Annotated in this window: 15 protein-coding genes; 8 read left to right on the top strand and 7 right to left on the bottom strand. The window is 66.6% G+C overall.

What is annotated here, in order from left to right:
- Nucleotides 1-7 precede the first annotated feature (7 nt).
- The 5 genes from ABFX56_RS10995 to ABFX56_RS10975 all read right to left on the bottom strand — a co-directional run bounded on the left by ABFX56_RS10995 (nt 8) and on the right by ABFX56_RS10975 (nt 6,849).
- Complete coding sequence (locus ABFX56_RS10995) at nt 8-1,288, bottom strand: ABC transporter permease (RefSeq protein WP_346233368.1); 1,281 nt, start codon at nt 1,286-1,288, stop codon at nt 8-10.
- A complete protein-coding gene (locus ABFX56_RS10990; RefSeq protein WP_346233367.1) occupies nt 1,285-2,604 on the bottom strand; it encodes an ABC transporter permease in 1,320 nt (439 codons plus the stop codon). Before ABFX56_RS10990 ends, ABFX56_RS10995 begins: the two co-directional genes overlap by 4 nt.
- Complete coding sequence (locus ABFX56_RS10985) at nt 2,601-4,115, bottom strand: ABC transporter ATP-binding protein (RefSeq protein ID WP_346233366.1); 1,515 nt, start codon at nt 4,113-4,115, stop codon at nt 2,601-2,603. Before ABFX56_RS10985 ends, ABFX56_RS10990 begins: the two co-directional genes overlap by 4 nt.
- 129 nt (nt 4,116-4,244) lie before the next feature.
- Complete coding sequence (locus tag ABFX56_RS10980; RefSeq protein WP_346233365.1) at nt 4,245-5,381, bottom strand: BMP family lipoprotein; 1,137 nt, start codon at nt 5,379-5,381, stop codon at nt 4,245-4,247.
- A gap of 346 nt (nt 5,382-5,727) precedes the next feature.
- Complete coding sequence (locus ABFX56_RS10975; RefSeq protein WP_346233364.1) at nt 5,728-6,849, bottom strand: mannose-1-phosphate guanylyltransferase; 1,122 nt, start codon at nt 6,847-6,849, stop codon at nt 5,728-5,730.
- Between the two features lie 257 nt (nt 6,850-7,106).
- Between ABFX56_RS10975 and sdhC the strand changes: the two genes are divergently transcribed.
- Genes sdhC through ABFX56_RS10955 form a run of 4 tightly spaced genes read left to right on the top strand, consistent with a single transcriptional unit; the run spans nt 7,107 to nt 10,474 of the window.
- Complete coding sequence (gene sdhC / locus ABFX56_RS10970) at nt 7,107-7,445, top strand: succinate dehydrogenase, cytochrome b556 subunit (RefSeq protein WP_428834434.1); 339 nt, start codon at nt 7,107-7,109, stop codon at nt 7,443-7,445.
- A gap of 4 nt (nt 7,446-7,449) precedes the next feature.
- On the top strand, nt 7,450-7,896 hold the full coding sequence (locus tag ABFX56_RS10965; RefSeq protein WP_346233363.1) for a succinate dehydrogenase hydrophobic membrane anchor subunit: 447 nt from the start codon (nt 7,450-7,452) through the stop codon (nt 7,894-7,896).
- Nucleotides 7,896-9,713 (top strand): succinate dehydrogenase flavoprotein subunit, encoded by a 1,818-nt coding sequence (sdhA, locus tag ABFX56_RS10960; protein WP_346233362.1) that lies wholly within the window; start codon nt 7,896-7,898, stop codon nt 9,711-9,713. The genes ABFX56_RS10965 and sdhA overlap by 1 nt, the downstream gene beginning before the upstream one ends.
- Complete coding sequence (locus ABFX56_RS10955) at nt 9,713-10,474, top strand: succinate dehydrogenase iron-sulfur subunit (RefSeq protein WP_346233361.1); 762 nt, start codon at nt 9,713-9,715, stop codon at nt 10,472-10,474. The genes sdhA and ABFX56_RS10955 overlap by 1 nt, the downstream gene beginning before the upstream one ends.
- Before the next feature lie 359 nt (nt 10,475-10,833).
- Here ABFX56_RS10955 and ABFX56_RS10950 read toward each other — a convergent pair whose 3' ends face one another.
- Nucleotides 10,834-12,342, bottom strand: a complete 1,509-nt coding sequence (locus tag ABFX56_RS10950; RefSeq protein ID WP_346233360.1) for a sigma-70 family RNA polymerase sigma factor — start codon at nt 12,340-12,342, stop codon at nt 10,834-10,836.
- Between the two features lie 65 nt (nt 12,343-12,407).
- Nucleotides 12,408-14,096: a phosphoenolpyruvate--protein phosphotransferase gene (gene ptsP, locus ABFX56_RS10945; RefSeq protein WP_346233359.1), complete on the bottom strand. Its 1,689-nt coding sequence runs from the start codon at nt 14,094-14,096 to the stop codon at nt 12,408-12,410.
- Between the two features lie 80 nt (nt 14,097-14,176).
- Between ptsP and ABFX56_RS10940 the strand changes: the two genes are divergently transcribed.
- The 4 genes from ABFX56_RS10940 (at nt 14,177) to ABFX56_RS10925 (ending at nt 17,955) form a co-directional block, all read left to right on the top strand.
- The gene (locus tag ABFX56_RS10940; RefSeq protein WP_346233358.1) at nt 14,177-15,238 is read left to right on the top strand and encodes a YihY/virulence factor BrkB family protein; all 1,062 of its coding nucleotides are present in this window, start codon (nt 14,177-14,179) and stop codon (nt 15,236-15,238) included.
- 39 nt (nt 15,239-15,277) lie between these two features.
- Nucleotides 15,278-16,135, top strand: coding sequence for an exodeoxyribonuclease III (locus tag ABFX56_RS10935; protein ID WP_346233357.1), 858 nt, complete (start codon nt 15,278-15,280; stop codon nt 16,133-16,135).
- Between the two features lie 191 nt (nt 16,136-16,326).
- Complete coding sequence (gene trpS / locus ABFX56_RS10930) at nt 16,327-17,340, top strand: tryptophan--tRNA ligase (RefSeq protein WP_346233356.1); 1,014 nt, start codon at nt 16,327-16,329, stop codon at nt 17,338-17,340.
- Between the two features lie 18 nt (nt 17,341-17,358).
- Nucleotides 17,359-17,955, top strand: coding sequence for a GNAT family N-acetyltransferase (locus ABFX56_RS10925; RefSeq protein WP_346233355.1), 597 nt, complete (start codon nt 17,359-17,361; stop codon nt 17,953-17,955).
- The last annotated feature ends 39 nt before the right edge of the window (nt 17,956-17,994 follow it).

Here is a 17,994-nt window from a genome sequence, read left to right as displayed (position 1 = left end):
GGGGTGTTCATGACTTGATGTACGGTTTTCCGTCGGCTGCCGGCATCCGCACCTTTCCGACCAGCCCGGCGACCGCGAAGATCGTCACGACGTAGGGCAGCATCAGCATGAACTCGCTCGGCACGGGCGAGCCCATCACGCTGAGCACGTTCTGCAGGTTGCTGGCGAAGCCGAACAGCAGGGCGGCCATGGTGGCCTGCAACGGCCGCCAGCCGCCGAAGATCACGGCGGCCAGGGCGATGAACCCGGCGCCGTTGGTCATTTCCTTGTTGAACGCTCCGACGGAGGTGAGCGTGTAGAACGCGCCGCCCAGCCCGGCGATCACCCCGGCCAGGGACACGTTCCAGAACCGGGTGCGGTTCACGTTGATGCCGACCGTGTCTGCGGCCTGCGGATGCTCGCCGGTGGAGCGCAGGCGCAGTCCCCATTTGGTGTGGAACAGTCCGAACCAGACGGCCGCGACGGTGACGTACATGATGTAGATGATGATGGTCTGCCGGAACAGCACCGGGCCGAGGATGGGGATCTCGCTGAGAACCGGGATGTTGATCCGCGGGAACTGCGGCGGGTTGTTCAGGGCCGGGGTGCGGGTGAGCACCGTGGAGTAGAGGAAGCTGGTCAGTCCGGCCACCAGCACGTTCAGCACGACGCCGACGATGATCTGGTCGACGAAGTACTTGATCGAGAACGCCGCAAGTACGAACGAGACCAGCATCCCGGCGATCATCGCGCCGAGCAGGCCGATATATGCCGAACCGGTAATGGATGCGATCAGGGCGGCCACGAAGGCGCCGGCAAGCAGTTGGCCTTCGATGGCGATGTTCACCACGCCGCCGCGTTCGCAGATCACACCGCTGAGTGCACCGAAGATGAGCGGGGCGCTCAGAGCCACGGTGCCGACCAGCAGCCCCGGCACGGGCAGCTTGTCGCCGGCGGAGACCCAGGCCAGGAAAACGACCAGGAACAGCACCGCGAACAGGCTGATGAACCAGAGCGGCACCTTGATCGTGCGCCGGACCAGGATGACCGCCCACACCGCCATGGCGATGAGGATGACGGAGATCACGATTCCGGTGGCCCTGGTGGGCACGGTGAGGTCGGGCAGCTGGATCGCGTCGCGCGAAGTAGACAACTGGAACGTGCTGTCGCCGTCGCGCCCGAAACCCCAGAACAACAGGGTGGAGATAGCCGCGAATACGGCCAATGCGATCGGCACCTTCCAGCTCTTGACCACGGCCCTGGCGACCTGCACGGCGCCGGACGGTGCGGCCTGGGTGAGGATGCTCATCGGGTCACCACCGCCTTCTTGCCCCGAATCTTCGCGGGTTTCACCCTGGGCACCAGCAGCGGTTTCGGCAATCGGAACACGGCCCGCACCAGCGGCGGCGCGGCGATGAACAGCACTATGAGGGACTGCACGACGAGCACGATGTCCACCGGGATGCCCTGCGCGGCCTGCATGGAGAAGCCGCCGGCCTTGAACGCGCCGAACAGGATGCCGGCGGCGAATACGCCCCAAGGCCGGGAACGGCCCAGGAGGGCGACGGTGATCGCGTCGAAGCCGATACCGGCGTCGATTCCCGCGGTGAAACCGGTGGTGATGACGCCCTGCACCTGGTTGGCGCCGGCAAGGCCGACGAGGGCGCCGCCGATGAGCATCGAGTAGACATACATCCGTTTGACATTGATGCCGGCGACCCGTGCCGCGCTCGGATTTTCGCCGAGCGCGCGGAACTGGAAGCCGAGGTTGGACCGGTTCAGCAGCCACCAGGCGAAAACCGTGGCGGCGATGACGAAGAGGAAGCCGATGGTCAATCCGTACCGCGGGCCGAGCAACGGCGGGAAGACCGCCGTCTGGTTCATCGCCGGGGACTTCGGGTTATTCGACCCTGGCGCCTGCAGCAGTCCTTGGTGGCGGAGCAGGTAGCTGATGAAGTAAAACGCGACGTAGTTGAGCATGATCGTGGTGATCACCTCGTGCGCACCGGTCGTGGCGCGCAGGAATCCGGCCAGTCCGCTCCAGATCGCCGCTCCGGCCATACCCGTGGCCAGCGCGACGACGAGGTGGATGCCGGCGGGAAGGTCGAAGGAGAAGCCGACCCAGCCGGCGAGGGCAGCCGCGATGATCATCTGCCCGCGGCCGCCGATGTTGAACAGACCGGCGCGGAATCCGATCGCCACGCCGAGGCCTGCTGCGATGAGCGGGGTCGCGAACGTGAGCGTCGCGATGAACGGCCGGATGCCGTTAGCAAAGCCTGGGCGGCGGAAGTTGTAGACCGATCCCTGGAACAGGGACACGTACGCGCCGGAGACGGAGTTCCAGATCGCGCTGAAGGTGTCGGCGGGCCGGGAGAAGAAGTATCCGGCTGCGGTTTGCACGCTCTTGTCGGTGATGGCGATCAGCACGGCGCCGGCGATCAGGGCGAGGATGACGGCGAACAGCGAAATCGCGGCACCGCCGGTGGTGATTTCCCGCAGCACCACCGAGAATCGCGACTGCGGGGCGTCCTCCACCGCGTCCGGACGCACGGCCGGAGTCTGACCCGGTTCGATCGACTCCGTGTCGGGGGTGCGTCCCTGCACGGGCAGCTGCGAATCGCTCATGCGGCCACCTCGGTCGGGGCCTCGCCGGCCATCATCAGGCCCAGCACGTCGCGGGGCGTATCCCCGGGGACGATGCCGACGATTCGGCCGCGGAACATGACGGCGATGCGGTCGGCCAGCGCGGTCACTTCGTCGAGTTCGGTGGAGACCACGATGACGGGGATGCCAGCATCCCTCGTGGCGACGATTCTCGAGTGCACGAACTCCACCGACCCGACATCCAGTCCCCTGGTCGGCTGGGCGGCGACGAACAGGCGCAGGTCGCGGCTGAGTTCACGGGCGATCACGACCTTCTGCTGGTTGCCGCCGGAGAGCTTGCCGGCGTGCGTGCCGATGCCCTGCGCGCGGATGTCGAATTCGGTGATCTTGTCCTCGGCGAACTGGGCCAGGTACCCCAGTTGAAGGTTGCCGAAGCGCACGAAGGGCGCTCCGGTGGAGCGGTCCAGCATCAGGTTCTCGGCGATCGTGAACTCGCTGATTAGGCCGTCTTCCTGCCGGTCTTCCGGGATGAAGCCGACACCGGCATCGAGAATCTTCCGCACCGACAGCCCCTGCAGGTTGGTGCCGTCCAGCAGGATGTCGCCGGTGACGCGCTGCTGCAGGCCCATGATCGCCTCGGTGAGTTCGGTCTGGCCGTTGCCCTGCACCCCGGCGACGGCGAGGATCTCGCCGGCGTGCACCTGAAAGTCGATGTGGTCCACCACGAACTGCCCCAGGTGGTCGATGACGCAGAGGTCTTTCACGATGAGCGCCGGCTCGCCCGGCTTCTGCGGACCCTTGTCGACGGTGAGGTCCACCGGACGGCCCACCATCAGCGAAGCCAGTTCGGTGTTGCTCGCGGTCGGGGACGCCTCGCCGACGACCTTCCCGAGCCGGATGACGGTGATCTTGTCGGCGACCTCGCGCACCTCGCGCAGCTTGTGGGTGATGAAGATGATGGCGGTGCCGGATGCCTTGAGCTGCTCCATGATGGCCATCAACTCGTCGGTCTCCTGCGGCGTGAGCACCGCGGTGGGCTCGTCGAAGACGAGCACCTTCGCGTCGCGGGACAGCGCCTTGATGATCTCGACCCGCTGTTGAATGCCGACCGGCAGATCCTCCACCAGCGCATCCGGGTCGATGTCGAAGCCGAACCGTGCCGAGATCTCCCGAACCTGCTCGCGGGCGGCGCCGACGTTCAGGCGCCCGCCGACACCGGTCTGCTCGTGGCCGAGCATCACGTTCTCGGCGACGGTGAACACCGGGATGAGCATGAAGTGTTGGTGCACCATTCCGATGCCCGCGGCCATCGCATCGCCCGGTCCGGCGAAGTGCACGGGCTTGCCGTCGAGCAGGATCTCGCCCTCGTCGGCCTGGTACAGGCCGTACAACACGTTCATCAGGGTGGATTTGCCTGCGCCGTTCTCACCGAGCAGGCAGTGGATCTCGCCGGGTTCCACCGTCAGATCGATGTGGTCGTTGGCGACCAGGGCGCCAAACCGTTTGGTAATGCCGCGAAGTTCGAGTTTCATCCGTCACCATTGTCGATCCGCCGTGCCCGGCGGCACGGAGCTGTCAGTTTACGCATCGAACGGGTCGGGGAGCCACCATAGGCTCCCCGACCCATTCTGCCCTGTGTTGCTTCTACTCGGTCTTACTGCTTACTTCGGTGACGACGGCGACTCGACCTTGATCGCGCCGCTGATGATGTCCTTCTTGATGGCATCCAGTTCACCCTGCAGGCCCGGGTCGACCTTGTCCTGGAAGTTGTGGAACGGCGCCAGGCCGACTCCGCCGTTTTCCAAGGTGCCCACGTACGGCGAGTTGTCGAACTTGTCGGCAGCAGCGTCCTTGACGACGGCTTCGACGCCCTGCTTCATCCCCTTCAGGATCGAGGTGAGGAACAGCGACTGGTACTTCGTGTCGGTCTCGAAGAGGTCGGCGTCGACGCCCAGCAGCGCGATGTCCTTCTTCGAGTCCAGGATGGCGGCGGCAGCGCTCTGGTAGATCGGACCCCCGACAGGGAGGATCACGTCGGCGTTCTTGTCGATCAGGGCGTTGGCCGCGCCGAGCGCCTCTTGGCCGGCGGCGAAGCCACCGGTGAAGGAGCCGTTCTGCGTCTTGACGTCCCAGCCGAGCACCTGCACGTTCTTGTTCTTCTTGCTGTTGTAGTAGTTGACGCCATCGACGAAGCCGTCCATGAAGATGGTGACCGGCGGGATGGGCAGGCCGCCGAAGGTTCCGACGATGCCGGTCTTGCTGTAGCTGGCCGCGACGTACCCGCCGAGGAAGGCCGACTGCGCGGTGTCGAAGAGAATCGGCTTGATGTTCGGGTAGTCGGGCTTGCCGTCTCCGGTGTCCTTGCCGTCCTTATCCTTAGCGCCGGTCGCGTCTGCGGCGTCGTCGATGATCGCGAACTCGACATCGGGGTTCGCCTTCGCGGCGGCCAGACTTGCGGCGGCGAGGTTGAAGCCGACGGTGACGATGAGGTTGCAGTTGCTCTCCAGCAGCTGGTTGATGTTGGGCGCGTAGTCGGTGTCGGCATCCGATTGGACGTGCTTCTCTTTGGCCCCTAGATCCTTGACTGCGGTGGTCAAACCCTCGAGCCCGAGTTGGTTGAACGACCGGTCGTCGAACCCGCCGGCGTCCGAGACCATACAGCCCAGGAAATCGTTGGCGCCCGCGGTCGGAGAACTTGCTGGTGCTTTCTCCGGTGCTGTGGCGCATCCGGCGAGCAGTACAGCCACGCCGAGCGTTGCAAAGCCGCTGAGGGCGGCTTTACGTGAGGTGATTCTCACAATGTCCTCCAAGGTGCCGCCCCGACAGAGGTTGCCGAGGCTGTGTTCGATGAATATTACCTAAAGTGACGTTAAGTTCAGGGATGCACGTGGACGTCACTCTGAATGGTTACCAGATTGTTGGCTCGGCAGTCCATCTGCCGCAAGATGCCTCCATGCCAAGCAATATAACTGCGCAGAACACCCCTTTGACGCGTGCTCCGTTCGTTCTTCCGGTCGGCGCGGACCCCGTCGGGGCGGTCTCGACGGAGCTCGACCACCGGAAACCCGCACAACCCCGAGACGTCACCAACCCCCGGTGATTGAGCTCGTCGAAATCACCGACGCGGGAGACCGCTGGGGGCGGCTAGAGGATGTCGCCTCGACCGGAGAGCTTGAGGGCGTCCACCACTTTCTTCACCCGCTGCGCATTTGCGGTGGTGGTCACCAGCAGCGCATCCGGAGTGTCCACCACGACGATGTCGGTGACGCCGACCAGCGAGATCAGCCGCTCGCACTGGCTCACGACGATGCCACTGGAGGCATCCGCGAGCACCCGGGCGTTCTCGCCCAGAATCGCGAGGTTCGCCTTACGTCCGCCGGAGTTCAGTTTCGCGATCGCCGCGAAGTCACCGACGTCGTCCCAGTCGAAATCGCCGGGCACGACCGCCAGCCGTCCTGCCGCGGCGGCGGGCTCGGCGACCGTGTAGTCGATGGCGATCTTCTTCAGCCGCGGCCAGACCTTGTCCACCACCGCACCGCGGCGCGGGGTGTCCCAGGCTGCCGCCAGCTCGGTGAGCCCGGCCAGCAACTCCGGTTCTGACTTGCCGAGCTGCTCGAGCAAGACATCGGCCCGGGAGACGAACATGCCGCCGTTCCAGAGGTAGTGACCGTCGGCGAGGTACCGTTCGGCGACCTCGAGCGCCGGCTTCTCCACGAACGAGTCGGCGAGCACGGCGCTCGGAGCGCCGGAGATCTCCAGGGTGCCATTGCAGTGGATGTAGCCGAAGCCGATCGCCGGTTCAGTGGGCGTGATCCCGATGGTGGAGATGTATCCGGCATCGGCCGCCGCCACCGCCTGGGCAACCGCGCGTTTGAAGCCGCGGGTGTCCCCGATCACGTGGTCGGCAGCGAACGATCCAATGATCACATCCGGCTCGCGGTTCACCAGGATGGCCGCTGCCAGTCCGATCGCGGCGCTGGAATCCTTGGGCTCGCTCTCGAGCACCACATTCGGGTCGGTCAGCTCCGGCAGCTGCTGCTCTACCGCCGCCCGGTGCGCCCGACCGGTGACGACCATGATCCGGTCCTGGCCGGACAACGGGACGAGCCGATCCCAGGTGGCGCGCAGCAGCGTCTTGCCGCTGCCGGTGAGGTCGTGCAAGAACTTCGGGGCATCAGCGCGGGACAGCGGCCATAGCCGCGAACCGATGCCGCCAGCCGGGATGATGCTGTAGAGCCGGTCAAGTGCACTCGGGTTGGGGACCATGCGACCACTGTAGCCGGAGGTCGCCGCTGCCCGCCCTGCCGTGCCCGTGCGGTATTCGGTGGGAATAGACTGGCGTTGTCGGAATCCCGACCAATCGTCTGTCCCGCTCACGGGACGAAGAACCTCAGGGAGGGTTGCTCGTGCCGGAGAAGTCCACGGGGGCCCTGGTCGCCCCACGGCCAGCGAAAAAGTATCCATTTCCCAGACTCAGCAAACCGAAGGCCCCTGTAGGCACTCTCTACCGTGGTGACCTCGGCATGTGGTCGTGGGTGCTGCACCGGATCACCGGCGTCGGCATCTTCTTCTTCCTGCTGGTGCACATTCTGGACACCTCGCTCGTGCGGGTCAGTCCGGAGGCGTACAACGCGGTGATCGGCACCTACAAGAACCCGATCATGGGGCTCGGCGAGACCATCCTGGTCGCGGCGGTCATGCTGCACGCGCTCAACGGCCTGCGGATCATCCTCGTCGACTTCTGGCGCTTCGGCGCCAAGCACGAGAAGGCGCTGTACTGGATCGTCATCGTGATCTGGGTCATCCTGATGCTCGGCTTCGCCCCGATCCACTTGATGCACGTCTTCAGCGAAGGGGCATAAGACCATGACCACCATTGACGCCCCCCGCACCGCGCTCCCCACCCGCCGCCGCGCCGGTATGAACATGGAGAAGTGGGGCTGGATCTTCATGCGCGCCAGCGGCGTGCTGCTGCTCGTGCTCATCTTCGGCCACCTGTTCGTGAACCTGCTCACCGGCGAGGGCATCAAGGCGCTCGACTTCGCTTTCGTCGGCGGCAAGTGGTCCGACCCGTTTTGGAAGGTCTGGGATTGCGCGATGCTGTGGCTCGCGCTGATCCACGGCGCCAACGGGATGCGCACCATCGTCAACGACTACGCCCACAACCGGCTTCTATCCGTCATCTTCAAGGGCGGCCTCGTTGCCGCCACCGTCGTACTACTTATTCTGGGAACCCTTGTGATCTTTTCGTTCGACCCCTGCCCCGCAGGCCAAGCCGCCAACCTCCTCCCGTCGTTCTGCGCGGCAAGCTGATGGCGGCACAGGATACCGTGACGGGCGAGAACCACGAAGGCACGCTGATTGACGGTGTGCACTACCACAAGCACGACATCGTGATCATCGGCGCCGGTGGCGCCGGGATGCGCGCGGCGATCCAGGCCGGACCGAACGCGGATACCGCGGTGATCTCCAAGCTCTACCCGACTCGTTCCCACACCGGAGCGGCCCAGGGCGGCATGGCCGCGGCCCTCGGCAACGTCGAGGAGGACAACTGGGAGTGGCACACCTACGACACCGTCAAGGGCGGTGACTTCCTGGTGGACCAGGACGCCGCGGAGATCCTCGCGAAGGAAGCCATTGACGCGGTCATCGACCTCGAGCACATGGGGTTGCCGTTCAGCCGCACCGAGGACGGCCTGATCGACCAGCGTCGCTTCGGCGGTCACACCCGCGACCATGGCAAGAGCGCCGTGCGCCGGTCGTGCTACTCGGCCGACCGCACGGGCCACATGATCCTGCAGACCCTGTACCAACAGTGCGTCAAGCACGGTATCAACTTCTTCAACGAGTTCTACGTTCTGGACCTGCTCATGGTCGAGGTCGACGGGGTTAAGAAGCCGTCCGCCGTGGTCGCCTACGAGCTGGCGACCGGCGAGCTGCACGTGTTCCAGGGCAAGGCGTTCATCTTCGCCACCGGTGGTTTCGGCAAGATCTACAAGACCACCTCGAACGCGCACACTCTGACCGGTGACGGCGTCGGCATTCTCTGGCGCAACGGCTTGCCGTTGGAGGACATGGAGTTCTTCCAGTTCCACCCGACCGGTCTGGCCGGCCTGGGCATCCTGCTGTCTGAGGCCGCCCGCGGTGAGGGCGGCATCCTGCGCAACGCCGACGGCGAGCGCTTCATGGAGCGGTACGCGCCAACCATCAAGGACCTCGCACCGCGCGACATCGTGTCCCGCTCGATGTCGACCGAGATTCGCGAGGGGCGTGGCGCCGGACCGTACCGGGACTACCTGTACCTCGACCTCACCCACCTCGAGCCGGCGGTGATCGACGCGAAGCTGCCGGACATCACCGAATTCGCCCGCACCTACCTGGGGGTCGAGCCGTACACCGAGCCGATCCCGGTGCTGCCCACAGCGCACTACGCGATGGGCGGCATCCCCACCACCGTGAATGCGGAGGTGCTGGCGAACAGCACCCAGACGGTGCCTGGGTTGTACGCCGCCGGTGAGTGCGCCTGCGTGAGCGTGCACGGCTCGAACCGGCTCGGCACGAACTCGCTGCTGGACATCAACGTGTTCGGCAAGCGCGCCGGCGACAACGCCGTGGAGTTCATCAAGACCGCAGACTGGGTGCCGTTGCCGGAGAACCCGACCACGGGCATCCGCGCCTTGCTCGAGCACACCCGCGGTGGCGACGGCAGCGAACGGGTCGGCGCGATCCGCAAAGAGCTGCAGGAGAACATGGACCGCAACGCCCAGGTGTTCCGCACCGACGAAACTCTGCGGGAGGTCGGCGAGCTCATTCAGCAGCTGCGCGTTCGCTACCGCAACGTCGGCGTGCAGGACAAGGGCAAGCGCTTCAACACGGAGCTGCTGGAGGCCGTGGAACTGGGCTTCCTGCTCGACCTTGCCGAGGTGGTCGTGTACTCTGCACGGAACCGCAAGGAAAGTCGCGGCTGCCACATGCGCGAGGACTACCCGAAGCGCGACGATGAGAACTTCATGGTGCACACGATGGCCTACCTCACCGGCGACCCCGAGACCTCGGCCGGCGGTCACATCAAGTTGGGCACCAAACCGGTTGTCGTGACGAACTACCCGCCGACTGAAAGAAAGTACTAATGAGCACTGCACTGCTTGAGAAAGGGCCGATGGAGCACGATGTTGTTCCTACCTTCACGGCAACCTTGATCATCCGCCGTTTCGACCCCGACGTCGACGAAGAGCCGCACTGGCAGGACTTCGATGTTGAGATGCACGCCACCGACCGCGTGCTGGACGCGCTGCACAAGATCAAGTGGGAGCAGGACGGCAGCCTCAGCTTCCGCCGTTCTTGCGCGCACGGCGTCTGCGGCTCGGATGCGATGCGCATCAACGGCCGCAACCGGCTTGCCTGCAAGACACTGCTGAAAGACCTGGATGTCAGCAAACCGATCTACATCGAAGCGCTGAAAGGCCTGCCGCTGGAGAAGGACCTGATCGTGGACATGGAGCCGTTCTTCGACAGCTTCCGCGCCATCCAGCCGTTCCTGATGTCCAGCACCGTGCCAGCCGACGGCAAGGAGCGCAAGCAGTCCCCCGCCCAGCGCAACGCGTTCGACGACTCCACCAAGTGCATCCTCTGCGCCGCGTGCACCTCGTCGTGCCCGGTGTTCTGGACCGACGGGCAGTACTTCGGCCCGGCAGCGATCGTCAACGCGCACCGTTTCATCTTCGACTCGCGCGACGAGGGCGCCCAGGTGCGCCTGGACATCCTCAACGACCAAGAGGGCGTGTGGCGCTGCCGCACCACCTTCAACTGCACGGATGTCTGCCCGCGCGGCATCCAGATCACGCAGGCGATCGCCGAGGTCAAGCAGGCGATCATGCGCGGCAAGCCGTAACGCACACCGCAGCAACACACACCGCAACAACAGAGGGCCGTGGGCGCTTCACCCGAAGAAGCGCGTACGGCCCTCTGTCTTGAAAGCCGCCCGTCCCCGAACGGTGGGCTTTCCATTCATACCTGCTTTTTTCACCCGCTCAGCTGAAGGCAGTCGCGTTTCTCAGGAATCATTTCCACACAGCACAAGACCGCCAGCGCATCACCCGAAGAAGCGCTGACGGTCCTGTTAGTGTGAAGGCCGCCCCGTCCCCGAACGGTATTGCGACCTTATTTATTTATTGACTGCTTACCCTCTCAGTTGAAGAGAGTCGGAAACCGGTGAATTATGACGCGGAATCTTAAAGAAAGTTTTTGCGGCTAACGCCAGAGCCCGGGAAGCACGACGCCGGCGTCTGTGGCGACTTCGGATGTTGTGGAGTCAACAACCCCGGTGACGGCGCCCACCGTCGCGTCGACCGTGTCGTTGCTCGCGCCCACCGTCGCGTCGACCGTGTCGGTGGCAGCCCCCACCGTCGCGTCGGCCGCGTCGGTCAACGCGCCGACGGAACCCGCCGCGGCGTCGACAGAGCCGGCGACGGAGTCAACGGTCGAGTCCACAGCGCCGGCGACGGTGCCGACCGTTGCGTCCACGGCGCCGGTCACCGATTCCACCGTCGGACCGACGGCATCCGGAACAGCTCCCAGCACCCGATCGACTGCCCCGTCGACGTCGCCTACGATCGCAGCCGGGGTGCGCACCTCCGGAATCACCGCGGCAGCCGGGTCGACGATAGGGTGAATCACCCCGTCCGGTGCCGGTGTGCTGGGCGCGGTTCGGCCGTCTGAGCCCGCCGAGGCAGCACCCGATTGCACCGCGACCGCGTCGGCGGATGCCGGCGGCGGTGACGTCACGGAGGCGGCGAGTCCGCCGGACAGTGCCACCACGATGGCCAGGCTGCCCACGAGGGCCGGGGCGCTGAAGGCGGAAGCCAGCGACAACCCTGCGGTAGCGGTGCCGAGTCCGGTGCCGGCGAGGGTCTGGAAGGCCGGCGGGATGGCCGGCATCAGCTGCGCGGCTGCCGCACCGGTCGGCGCGGAAACGCCGGCGAGCATCGCTCCGCCGGCCACGCCGCCGAGAATCAGCGGCAGCAGAACGAGGGCGAGCCGCGCGCCCACCTCGTCGACTTCCTCCGAGATGATGCTGCAGCGCGCACAGGTCCGAAGGTGTTCGCCGAGCCGCTCGGCCTCGCGAGCACTGAGCCCGTGCCGGGCGTGGCCACCGAGACGGTCGATCGCCCAGCGGCAGTCGGCATCCGTCACGGTGTCCGAGATATGGGCTTGGAGCCACGCGGTGCGCAAACCCTCCCGGGCGCGATACGACAGCGCCGCGACCGAATTCGCGGTCAATCCGAGCAGTGGTGCCACCTCGTGCGGGTCCATGCCTTCGACCTCGGTGTACCACAGCACGGACTGCCAGCGCTGCGGCAAACTGCGGAACGCCCGTACGGTGAAACTGCGGTCGAGTGCAGCGACGGCGGGATCATCGAGCGCGAACGGATCCTCGATGCCATCCAGGTCGTCGATGGGGATCTCGTGAGACTCCCGGCCCCACCGGCACGCCAGATTCCGGATGGTGGTGTAGAGATACGGGCGGAATGATCCGTTCGGTCCGCCGCCGGCCAGCACCTGGCGGTAGATCTGCGTGAATGCCTCCGCCACGAGGTCGTCGGCGTCCAGGGACGAGGTGAACTGCCGGGCCACCCGCAGGCCGGAACGGGCGTGACGCTGCCACAGTTCGGCGAACGCGCCCTTGTCGCCGGCGCGCGCTCCGGCCAGCAACGACTCGTCCGACGCGGTCGCCTGGTCTCGTCTCGGGTGACGCAGCACTGATCCCCCTCAGGATCCCCGCCCCCCCCATGCCCACCATGGAGCGGAAGGTGAAACTGCCCCAATTATGCCGGGTTTTGCTCCGGAGCGGTAGAGCCAGGGGCAAAGAAATGTCGGATGCTGCCGCGCGCTTCGGCTGCGGAGCGCGCCTGCAGCGCGGTGGCGGCCAGTTCCCGGGCCTTCTCGAGCGTGACCTGGGCCAGTTGATCCCGCACGGCGCCCAGCGCGTTCGGTGCCATGCTCAGCGTCGTGGCGCCGAGCCCGACGAGCACCACGGCGAGCTGCGGATCGGCTGCCGCCTCGCCGCAGACACTGATGTGCTTGCCGGCTGCGGCGCCGGCGGCACCGATCCGCTGGATCAGCCGCAGCACCGCCGGATGCCATGGGTCCTGCAGCCCGGACATGGCGCCCAACTGCCGATCGGCCGCCAGCGTGTACTGGGTGAGGTCGTTGGTGCCCACGCTGATGAAGTCCGCCACCTCGGCCACCTGGTCGGCCAGGATCGCCAGCGACGGCACCTCGGCCATCACGCCGACGGTGGACAAGCCGCTGTCGTGCCCGAGTCGGACGAAGTAGGCCGCCTGCTCCGGGTCCGTGACGATCGGCGCCATCACCCACAGGTCGGCGTCGGCCTGGGCTCCGGCGCGCGCCAGCGCGGTCAGCTGGTCGCGCAGCACCGGCTCGTGGGCGCGCAGCGCCCGCAGTCCGCGCATCCCCAGGGCCGGGTTCTCGCCCCGGGGCACTGGCAGGAACTTCAGCGGCTTGTCCGCGCCGGAATCGAAGCACCGAACGATGACGGTCTTACCTGGGAAGTGCCGCAACAGCTGCAGATATCGAGCCTGCTGGTCGGCGATCGAGGGGGCGGATGCGGCGTCCAGGTAGAGGAACTCGGTGCGGAACAGCCCAATCCCCTCGGCACCGCGGTCGAGCGCGTCTGCGGCGTCCGCCGCGGATCCGAGGATGCCCAGCAGCGGCACCGCGGTGCCGTCGGCCAGGGAGCCGGCGCGGGCGCCGGTCCGGCCGGCCGTGTCGGAGTGCGCGGCCGGCGGTGGTGTGCCGGCTGCGGCCCGCTCCGCGGTGCTGGGGTCGGTCCGCACCACACCGGCGGCGGCATCCAGCAGCACCTCGGTGCCCTCCTGGATCTCAAGCGCCTCCGCCACCGCCACGATTGTCGGCAGCGACTTCGCGCGTGCCAGCACAGCGGTGTGGCTGGTGGGGCCGCCGTCGCGGGTGATCAGTCCCAGCACGAGCGCGGGATCGAGGAGTGCCGCATCGGCGGGGGCGAGGTCCGGCGCGACGAGGATGAACGGATGCTCGGAAACCGGGACTCCTGGCGCGCCCACGCCGCGCAGCTGGGCGATGACCCGGCCGGCGACGTCGGCGAGGTCGACGGCGCGTTCGGCGAATCGGCCGCCGAGCCCCTCCAAGGTGGTCTGGAATCCGGCGAACGCCTCGAACACCGCGCGTTCGCCGGTGGCGCCCGCCTCAATCCGTTGGCGTACCTGCGCGATCAGGCTGGGATCCTCCGCCATCATCGCCACGGCGTCGAGGATGGCCTGCGCCTGGGCGCCGGCGCGGGCGCCGCGGCCGAGAAGTTCCTGCGCCACGTGGCGTTGGGCCGCCACCACCGCCGCGAATTCGAGCACCGGATCGCCGAGGAACGGTACGTCGGCAGGTTCGGGCAGGGGGTCGGGCATCCGGCGCACCGTGCCGACCACGACACCGCGACCGACGCCCACACCGTGCAATTCCATGGCTGTTCTCTTCGTCCTCGCCGCCTCCGGCCACTCTATCGGGGTGGGCGATCCACGCGCCCTACGCTTATGCTGACCGCATGAGGGCTGCCGAAGGATCCGCACCTTCGAATGCCGTGCAGCGACTCATCGGCCGGGCGCAGAAACTCAAAGCGGTGCGGATGTTCCTCAGATACCAGGAGCGGCGCGGTCCGATCCTGGCGGGCGGGCTGTCGTTCCAGTCGATATTTGCCGTGTTCGCCGCACTGTGGCTGGGGTTCTCGGTGGCCGGGCTGGTCCTGCGCGCGAATCCGGAGCTGAGTTCGGCGTTCTTCGCCACCATCAACACGTCGATTCCCGGGCTTATCGACACCGGCAGCGGCAAGGGAGCCGTAACCGTCGACCAACTGCTGCAAACCAGCATCCTGGGCTGGTCCGGCATCATCGCGGCCGTCGGGTTGCTGTTCACCGGGCTGGGCTGGCTGTCGTCCGCACGCGACGCGGTGCGCGCGCTGTTCGACCTCCCAGGGGAGCGCACCAACTTTCTGCTGCTGAAGCTCAAGGATTTCGGCCTCGCGCTCGGCTTCGGCGCCGTCCTGCTCGTCTCGGCGGCGCTGTCGGTGGTGAGCACACAGGCGCTCGGAGTGGTGTTCGGTTGGCTCGGTGTCGACGAACACTCCGTCGTCGCCTCCGTCGTCGGCCGCGGGATCGGACTGGTGCTCATGCTGATGCTGGACACCGGGGTGTTGGCGGCGCTGTTTCGGCTACTGTCCGGGCTGACCATTCCGTCGCGGCGCCTGTTCGGCGGGGCGTTGCTCGGCGCCGTCGGCCTGGGTGTGCTGAAGGTGCTCGGCAGCGCACTGCTGGGCGGCGCGAGCCGGAATCCGTTGCTCGCCTCCTTCGCCGTCATCATCGGACTGCTGATCTGGTTCAACCTGGTCTGCCAGGTGATACTGCTCACCGCCTCGTGGATCGCCACCGGCATGGCCGACGACGGCATCGTCGCCGATCCGGAGATCGCGGCGGAGCGGCGCGAGGCGGAGCGGGTGGCCGCAGAGAAGGCAGCCGCGAAGGCAGCAGAGAAGGCAACCGCCGAACAGGCGGCGGCCTCCGCGGGCGGCTGGTGGCGGCGGCGGTTCCGCCGCTTGTTCCGGCGCCGCTGACAGCCGGAGCGTCGGAGGCCGATCGGTAAGCTGGAGGGCATGCCGCCGCTGCGAATCGCCACGATCAACACCAATGGCATCCGCGCCGCATACCGCAAGGGCATGGCCGCCTGGCTGGAGACCCGGGATGTCGACATCCTCGCCATCCAAGAGGTGCGCGCCTCCACAGAAGACCTCGAGGAACTGCTCGGGCCGAAGTGGGACATCCTGCACGATCCGGCCACCGCGAAGGGTCGCGCCGGCGTGGCATTGGCCAGCCGGGCCGGCGCTCATGGACACGGGGCATCCATTCACCGCGTGGAGCTCGGCGACCCCGACTTCGACAGCGCCGGACGTTGGCTCGAGGCCGATTATCAGGTGGACGGCCACATCGTCACTGTGGTGAGCACCTACGTGCACTCCGGTGCGGACGGCACGCCCAAGCAGGCGGAGAAGTACAAGTTCCTCGACGCGATGACCGCCCGACTGCCGGAGCTGGCGGCGCATTCGGAACTCGCCGTCGTGCTCGGCGACCTCAACGTCGGGCATCGGGAGCTCGACATCCGCAACTGGAAGGGCAACCGCAAGAACGCCGGGTTCCTGCCCAAGGAGCGCGCCTACTTCGACCGGTTCTTCGGGCCGGTCGGCGAACCGGTCACGGGCGTGGACGGCAGCGTCGGACCCGGCCTGGGGTGGGTGGATGTCGGCCGCCGTTGGGCGGGCGAGGTGGACGGCCCCTACACCTGGTGGAGCTGGCGCGGCAAGGCCTTCGACACCGACACCGGATGGCGGCTCGACTACCACGTGGCGACCCCGGCCCTCGCGGAGCGCGTGCAGGACTACCGCGTGGACCGCGCGCAGTCCTGGGATCAGCGATGGTCGGACCACACGCCGGTCGTCGTCGACTACGCCATCTGACGACCCACCCCAGCCCCCGCCCGCCTCGTCCCCTCTCTCTCCGCCCCCCGGAAATTCAGGAAGATGCGTGCCACCTCGGGGTCCCCCACCGGATTCCTCGGATGCTCGTCTCCCCAGTTCCTGAATTTCCGGAGGGGGACGGCGGATGGCACTCGCGAACTTGTTCCACTGATGACTGAAAGAATCGACACATGACCGACAAACTCCGACTCTTCTCCGGCATGCAACCCTCCGCGGGCAGCCTGCACATCGGCAACTACATGGGCGCACTGCTGCAGTGGAAGAAGCTGCAGTCCGAATTCGACGCCGTGTTCAGCATCGTCGATCTGCATGCGATCACCGTCGCCCAGGATCCCGCCGAGCTGCGGGAGAACACCCGACGCACGGCGGCGCAGTACATCGCGGCCGGAATCGACCCGTCCGCCTCCACACTGTTCGTGCAGTCGCACGTGGCCGCGCATCCGCAACTCGCGTGGGTGCTCAACACCATCACCGGGTTCGGCGAGGCGGGCCGGATGACCCAGTTCAAGGACAAGTCGACCCGGCACGGCGCCGAGTCGACCACCGTTGGCCTGTTCGCGTACCCGATGCTGATGGCAGCGGACATCCTGCTGTACGGAGCGAGCGTGGTGCCGGTAGGGGCCGACCAGCGGCAGCACGTCGAGCTGACCCGCGACCTAGCCGCCCGGTTCAACTCCCGGTTCGGAGACACCTTTGTGGTGCCCGAAGCGGTGATCCTGAAGGAGACGGCGAAGATCTACGACCTGCAGGACCCCACATCGAAGATGAGCAAATCCGCCGCATCCACGTCGGGAGTGCTGTGGATGATGGACGATCCGTCGGTCAGTGCGAAGAAGATCCGCTCCGCGGTGACGGATGACGAGCGGGAGGTGCGATTCGACCAGGAGGCGAAGCCTGGCATCGCGAACCTGCTCACGATCTACTCGGTGCTCGCCGACCGACCGATTCCGGAGCTCGAGCAGCAGTACGGGGGACACGGATACGGCGACCTCAAGAAAGACCTCGCGGACATCGTGGTGGACAGGTTCGGGCCGATCCGTTCGCGTGCGCTGGAACTGCTCGACGACCCGGCCGAACTCGACCGGGTACTGGCCGGCAACGCCGAGCGCGCCGCGGCGATCGCCAACGTGACGCTAGCCAAGGTGTATGACCGGATCGGGCTGCTGCCCCAGTCCCGGCCCTGACACCTAGCAGCATTCGCCATGTCGCCGTTCACCCTGAGTGCTCCCGGTCTGCGGCTCGATGAATTCCGTTCCTCCGATGAAGCGGCGATCTTTCAGTATTGCCAGGACCCGGTGTTCGAGCGGTTCCTCACGATTCCGTGGCCGTACCGCCGGGACGACGCCGAGTACTTCGTGAGGGAGTTCGTGCCGCAGGGCTGGGCGGACGGCAGTGAATTGACGTGGGCGTTGCGGGATCCGGACGGCGTGTTCCTCGGCGTGATCGGGCTGCGGTTGCCGACGTCGGACCTGGGCTTCTGGTTGGGAGCTGAACGCCGGGGCCGGGGATACATGCCTCGCGCCGTGCGGCTGCTCACCGAGTGGGTGTTTTCCAGCAGCGTCGGCGGGGTCACGGAAGTCAATTGGGCTTGCGTGGAAGGCAATTGGTCCTCGATGTCGGTGGCACGCAGCTGCGGCTTCACGTATACGGGAGCAGGCCCGGCGTCGACTGCGGCGCGAGATGGTTCGTATCCGCGATCCTGGCACGGTGTACTGCGGCGCGGCGATCCCTCCGTGCCGCAACCGGGCTGGCCGGCTCCCCCACCGGGCACACCGCGCTGGTGGGAAACGGAAAGCTAGGGCCGAGGGACACGCGCGGTCTCGGCGGGGCTCGACCAC

It is taken from the genome of Parafrigoribacterium mesophilum, from assembly GCF_039652555.1.
Lineage (GTDB): Bacteria > Actinomycetota > Actinomycetes > Actinomycetales > Microbacteriaceae > Parafrigoribacterium > Parafrigoribacterium mesophilum.
This window is presented reverse-complemented; position numbering and strand designations above follow the sequence as displayed.

Bases quoted from the DNA above. Each gene is read 5' to 3' on its own strand.
- ABFX56_RS10995 (WP_346233368.1), bottom strand. From the start codon at position 1,288: ATGAGCATCCTCACCCAGGCCGCACCGTCCGGCGCCGTGCAGGTCGCC.
- ABFX56_RS10990 (WP_346233367.1), bottom strand. From the start codon at position 2,604: ATGAGCGATTCGCAGCTGCCCGTGCAGGGACGCACCCCCGACACGGAG.
- ABFX56_RS10985 (WP_346233366.1), bottom strand. From the start codon at position 4,115: ATGAAACTCGAACTTCGCGGCATTACCAAACGGTTTGGCGCCCTGGTC.
- ABFX56_RS10975 (WP_346233364.1), bottom strand. From the start codon at position 6,849: ATGGTCCCCAACCCGAGTGCACTTGACCGGCTCTACAGCATCATCCCG.
- sdhC (WP_428834434.1), top strand. From the start codon at position 7,107: ATGTGGTCGTGGGTGCTGCACCGGATCACCGGCGTCGGCATCTTCTTC.
- ABFX56_RS10965 (WP_346233363.1), top strand. From the start codon at position 7,450: ATGACCACCATTGACGCCCCCCGCACCGCGCTCCCCACCCGCCGCCGC.
- sdhA (WP_346233362.1), top strand. From the start codon at position 7,896: ATGGCGGCACAGGATACCGTGACGGGCGAGAACCACGAAGGCACGCTG.
- ABFX56_RS10955 (WP_346233361.1), top strand. From the start codon at position 9,713: ATGAGCACTGCACTGCTTGAGAAAGGGCCGATGGAGCACGATGTTGTT.
- ptsP (WP_346233359.1), bottom strand. From the start codon at position 14,096: ATGGAATTGCACGGTGTGGGCGTCGGTCGCGGTGTCGTGGTCGGCACG.
- ABFX56_RS10940 (WP_346233358.1), top strand. From the start codon at position 14,177: ATGAGGGCTGCCGAAGGATCCGCACCTTCGAATGCCGTGCAGCGACTC.
- ABFX56_RS10935 (WP_346233357.1), top strand. From the start codon at position 15,278: ATGCCGCCGCTGCGAATCGCCACGATCAACACCAATGGCATCCGCGCC.
- trpS (WP_346233356.1), top strand. From the start codon at position 16,327: ATGACCGACAAACTCCGACTCTTCTCCGGCATGCAACCCTCCGCGGGC.
- ABFX56_RS10925 (WP_346233355.1), top strand. From the start codon at position 17,359: ATGTCGCCGTTCACCCTGAGTGCTCCCGGTCTGCGGCTCGATGAATTC.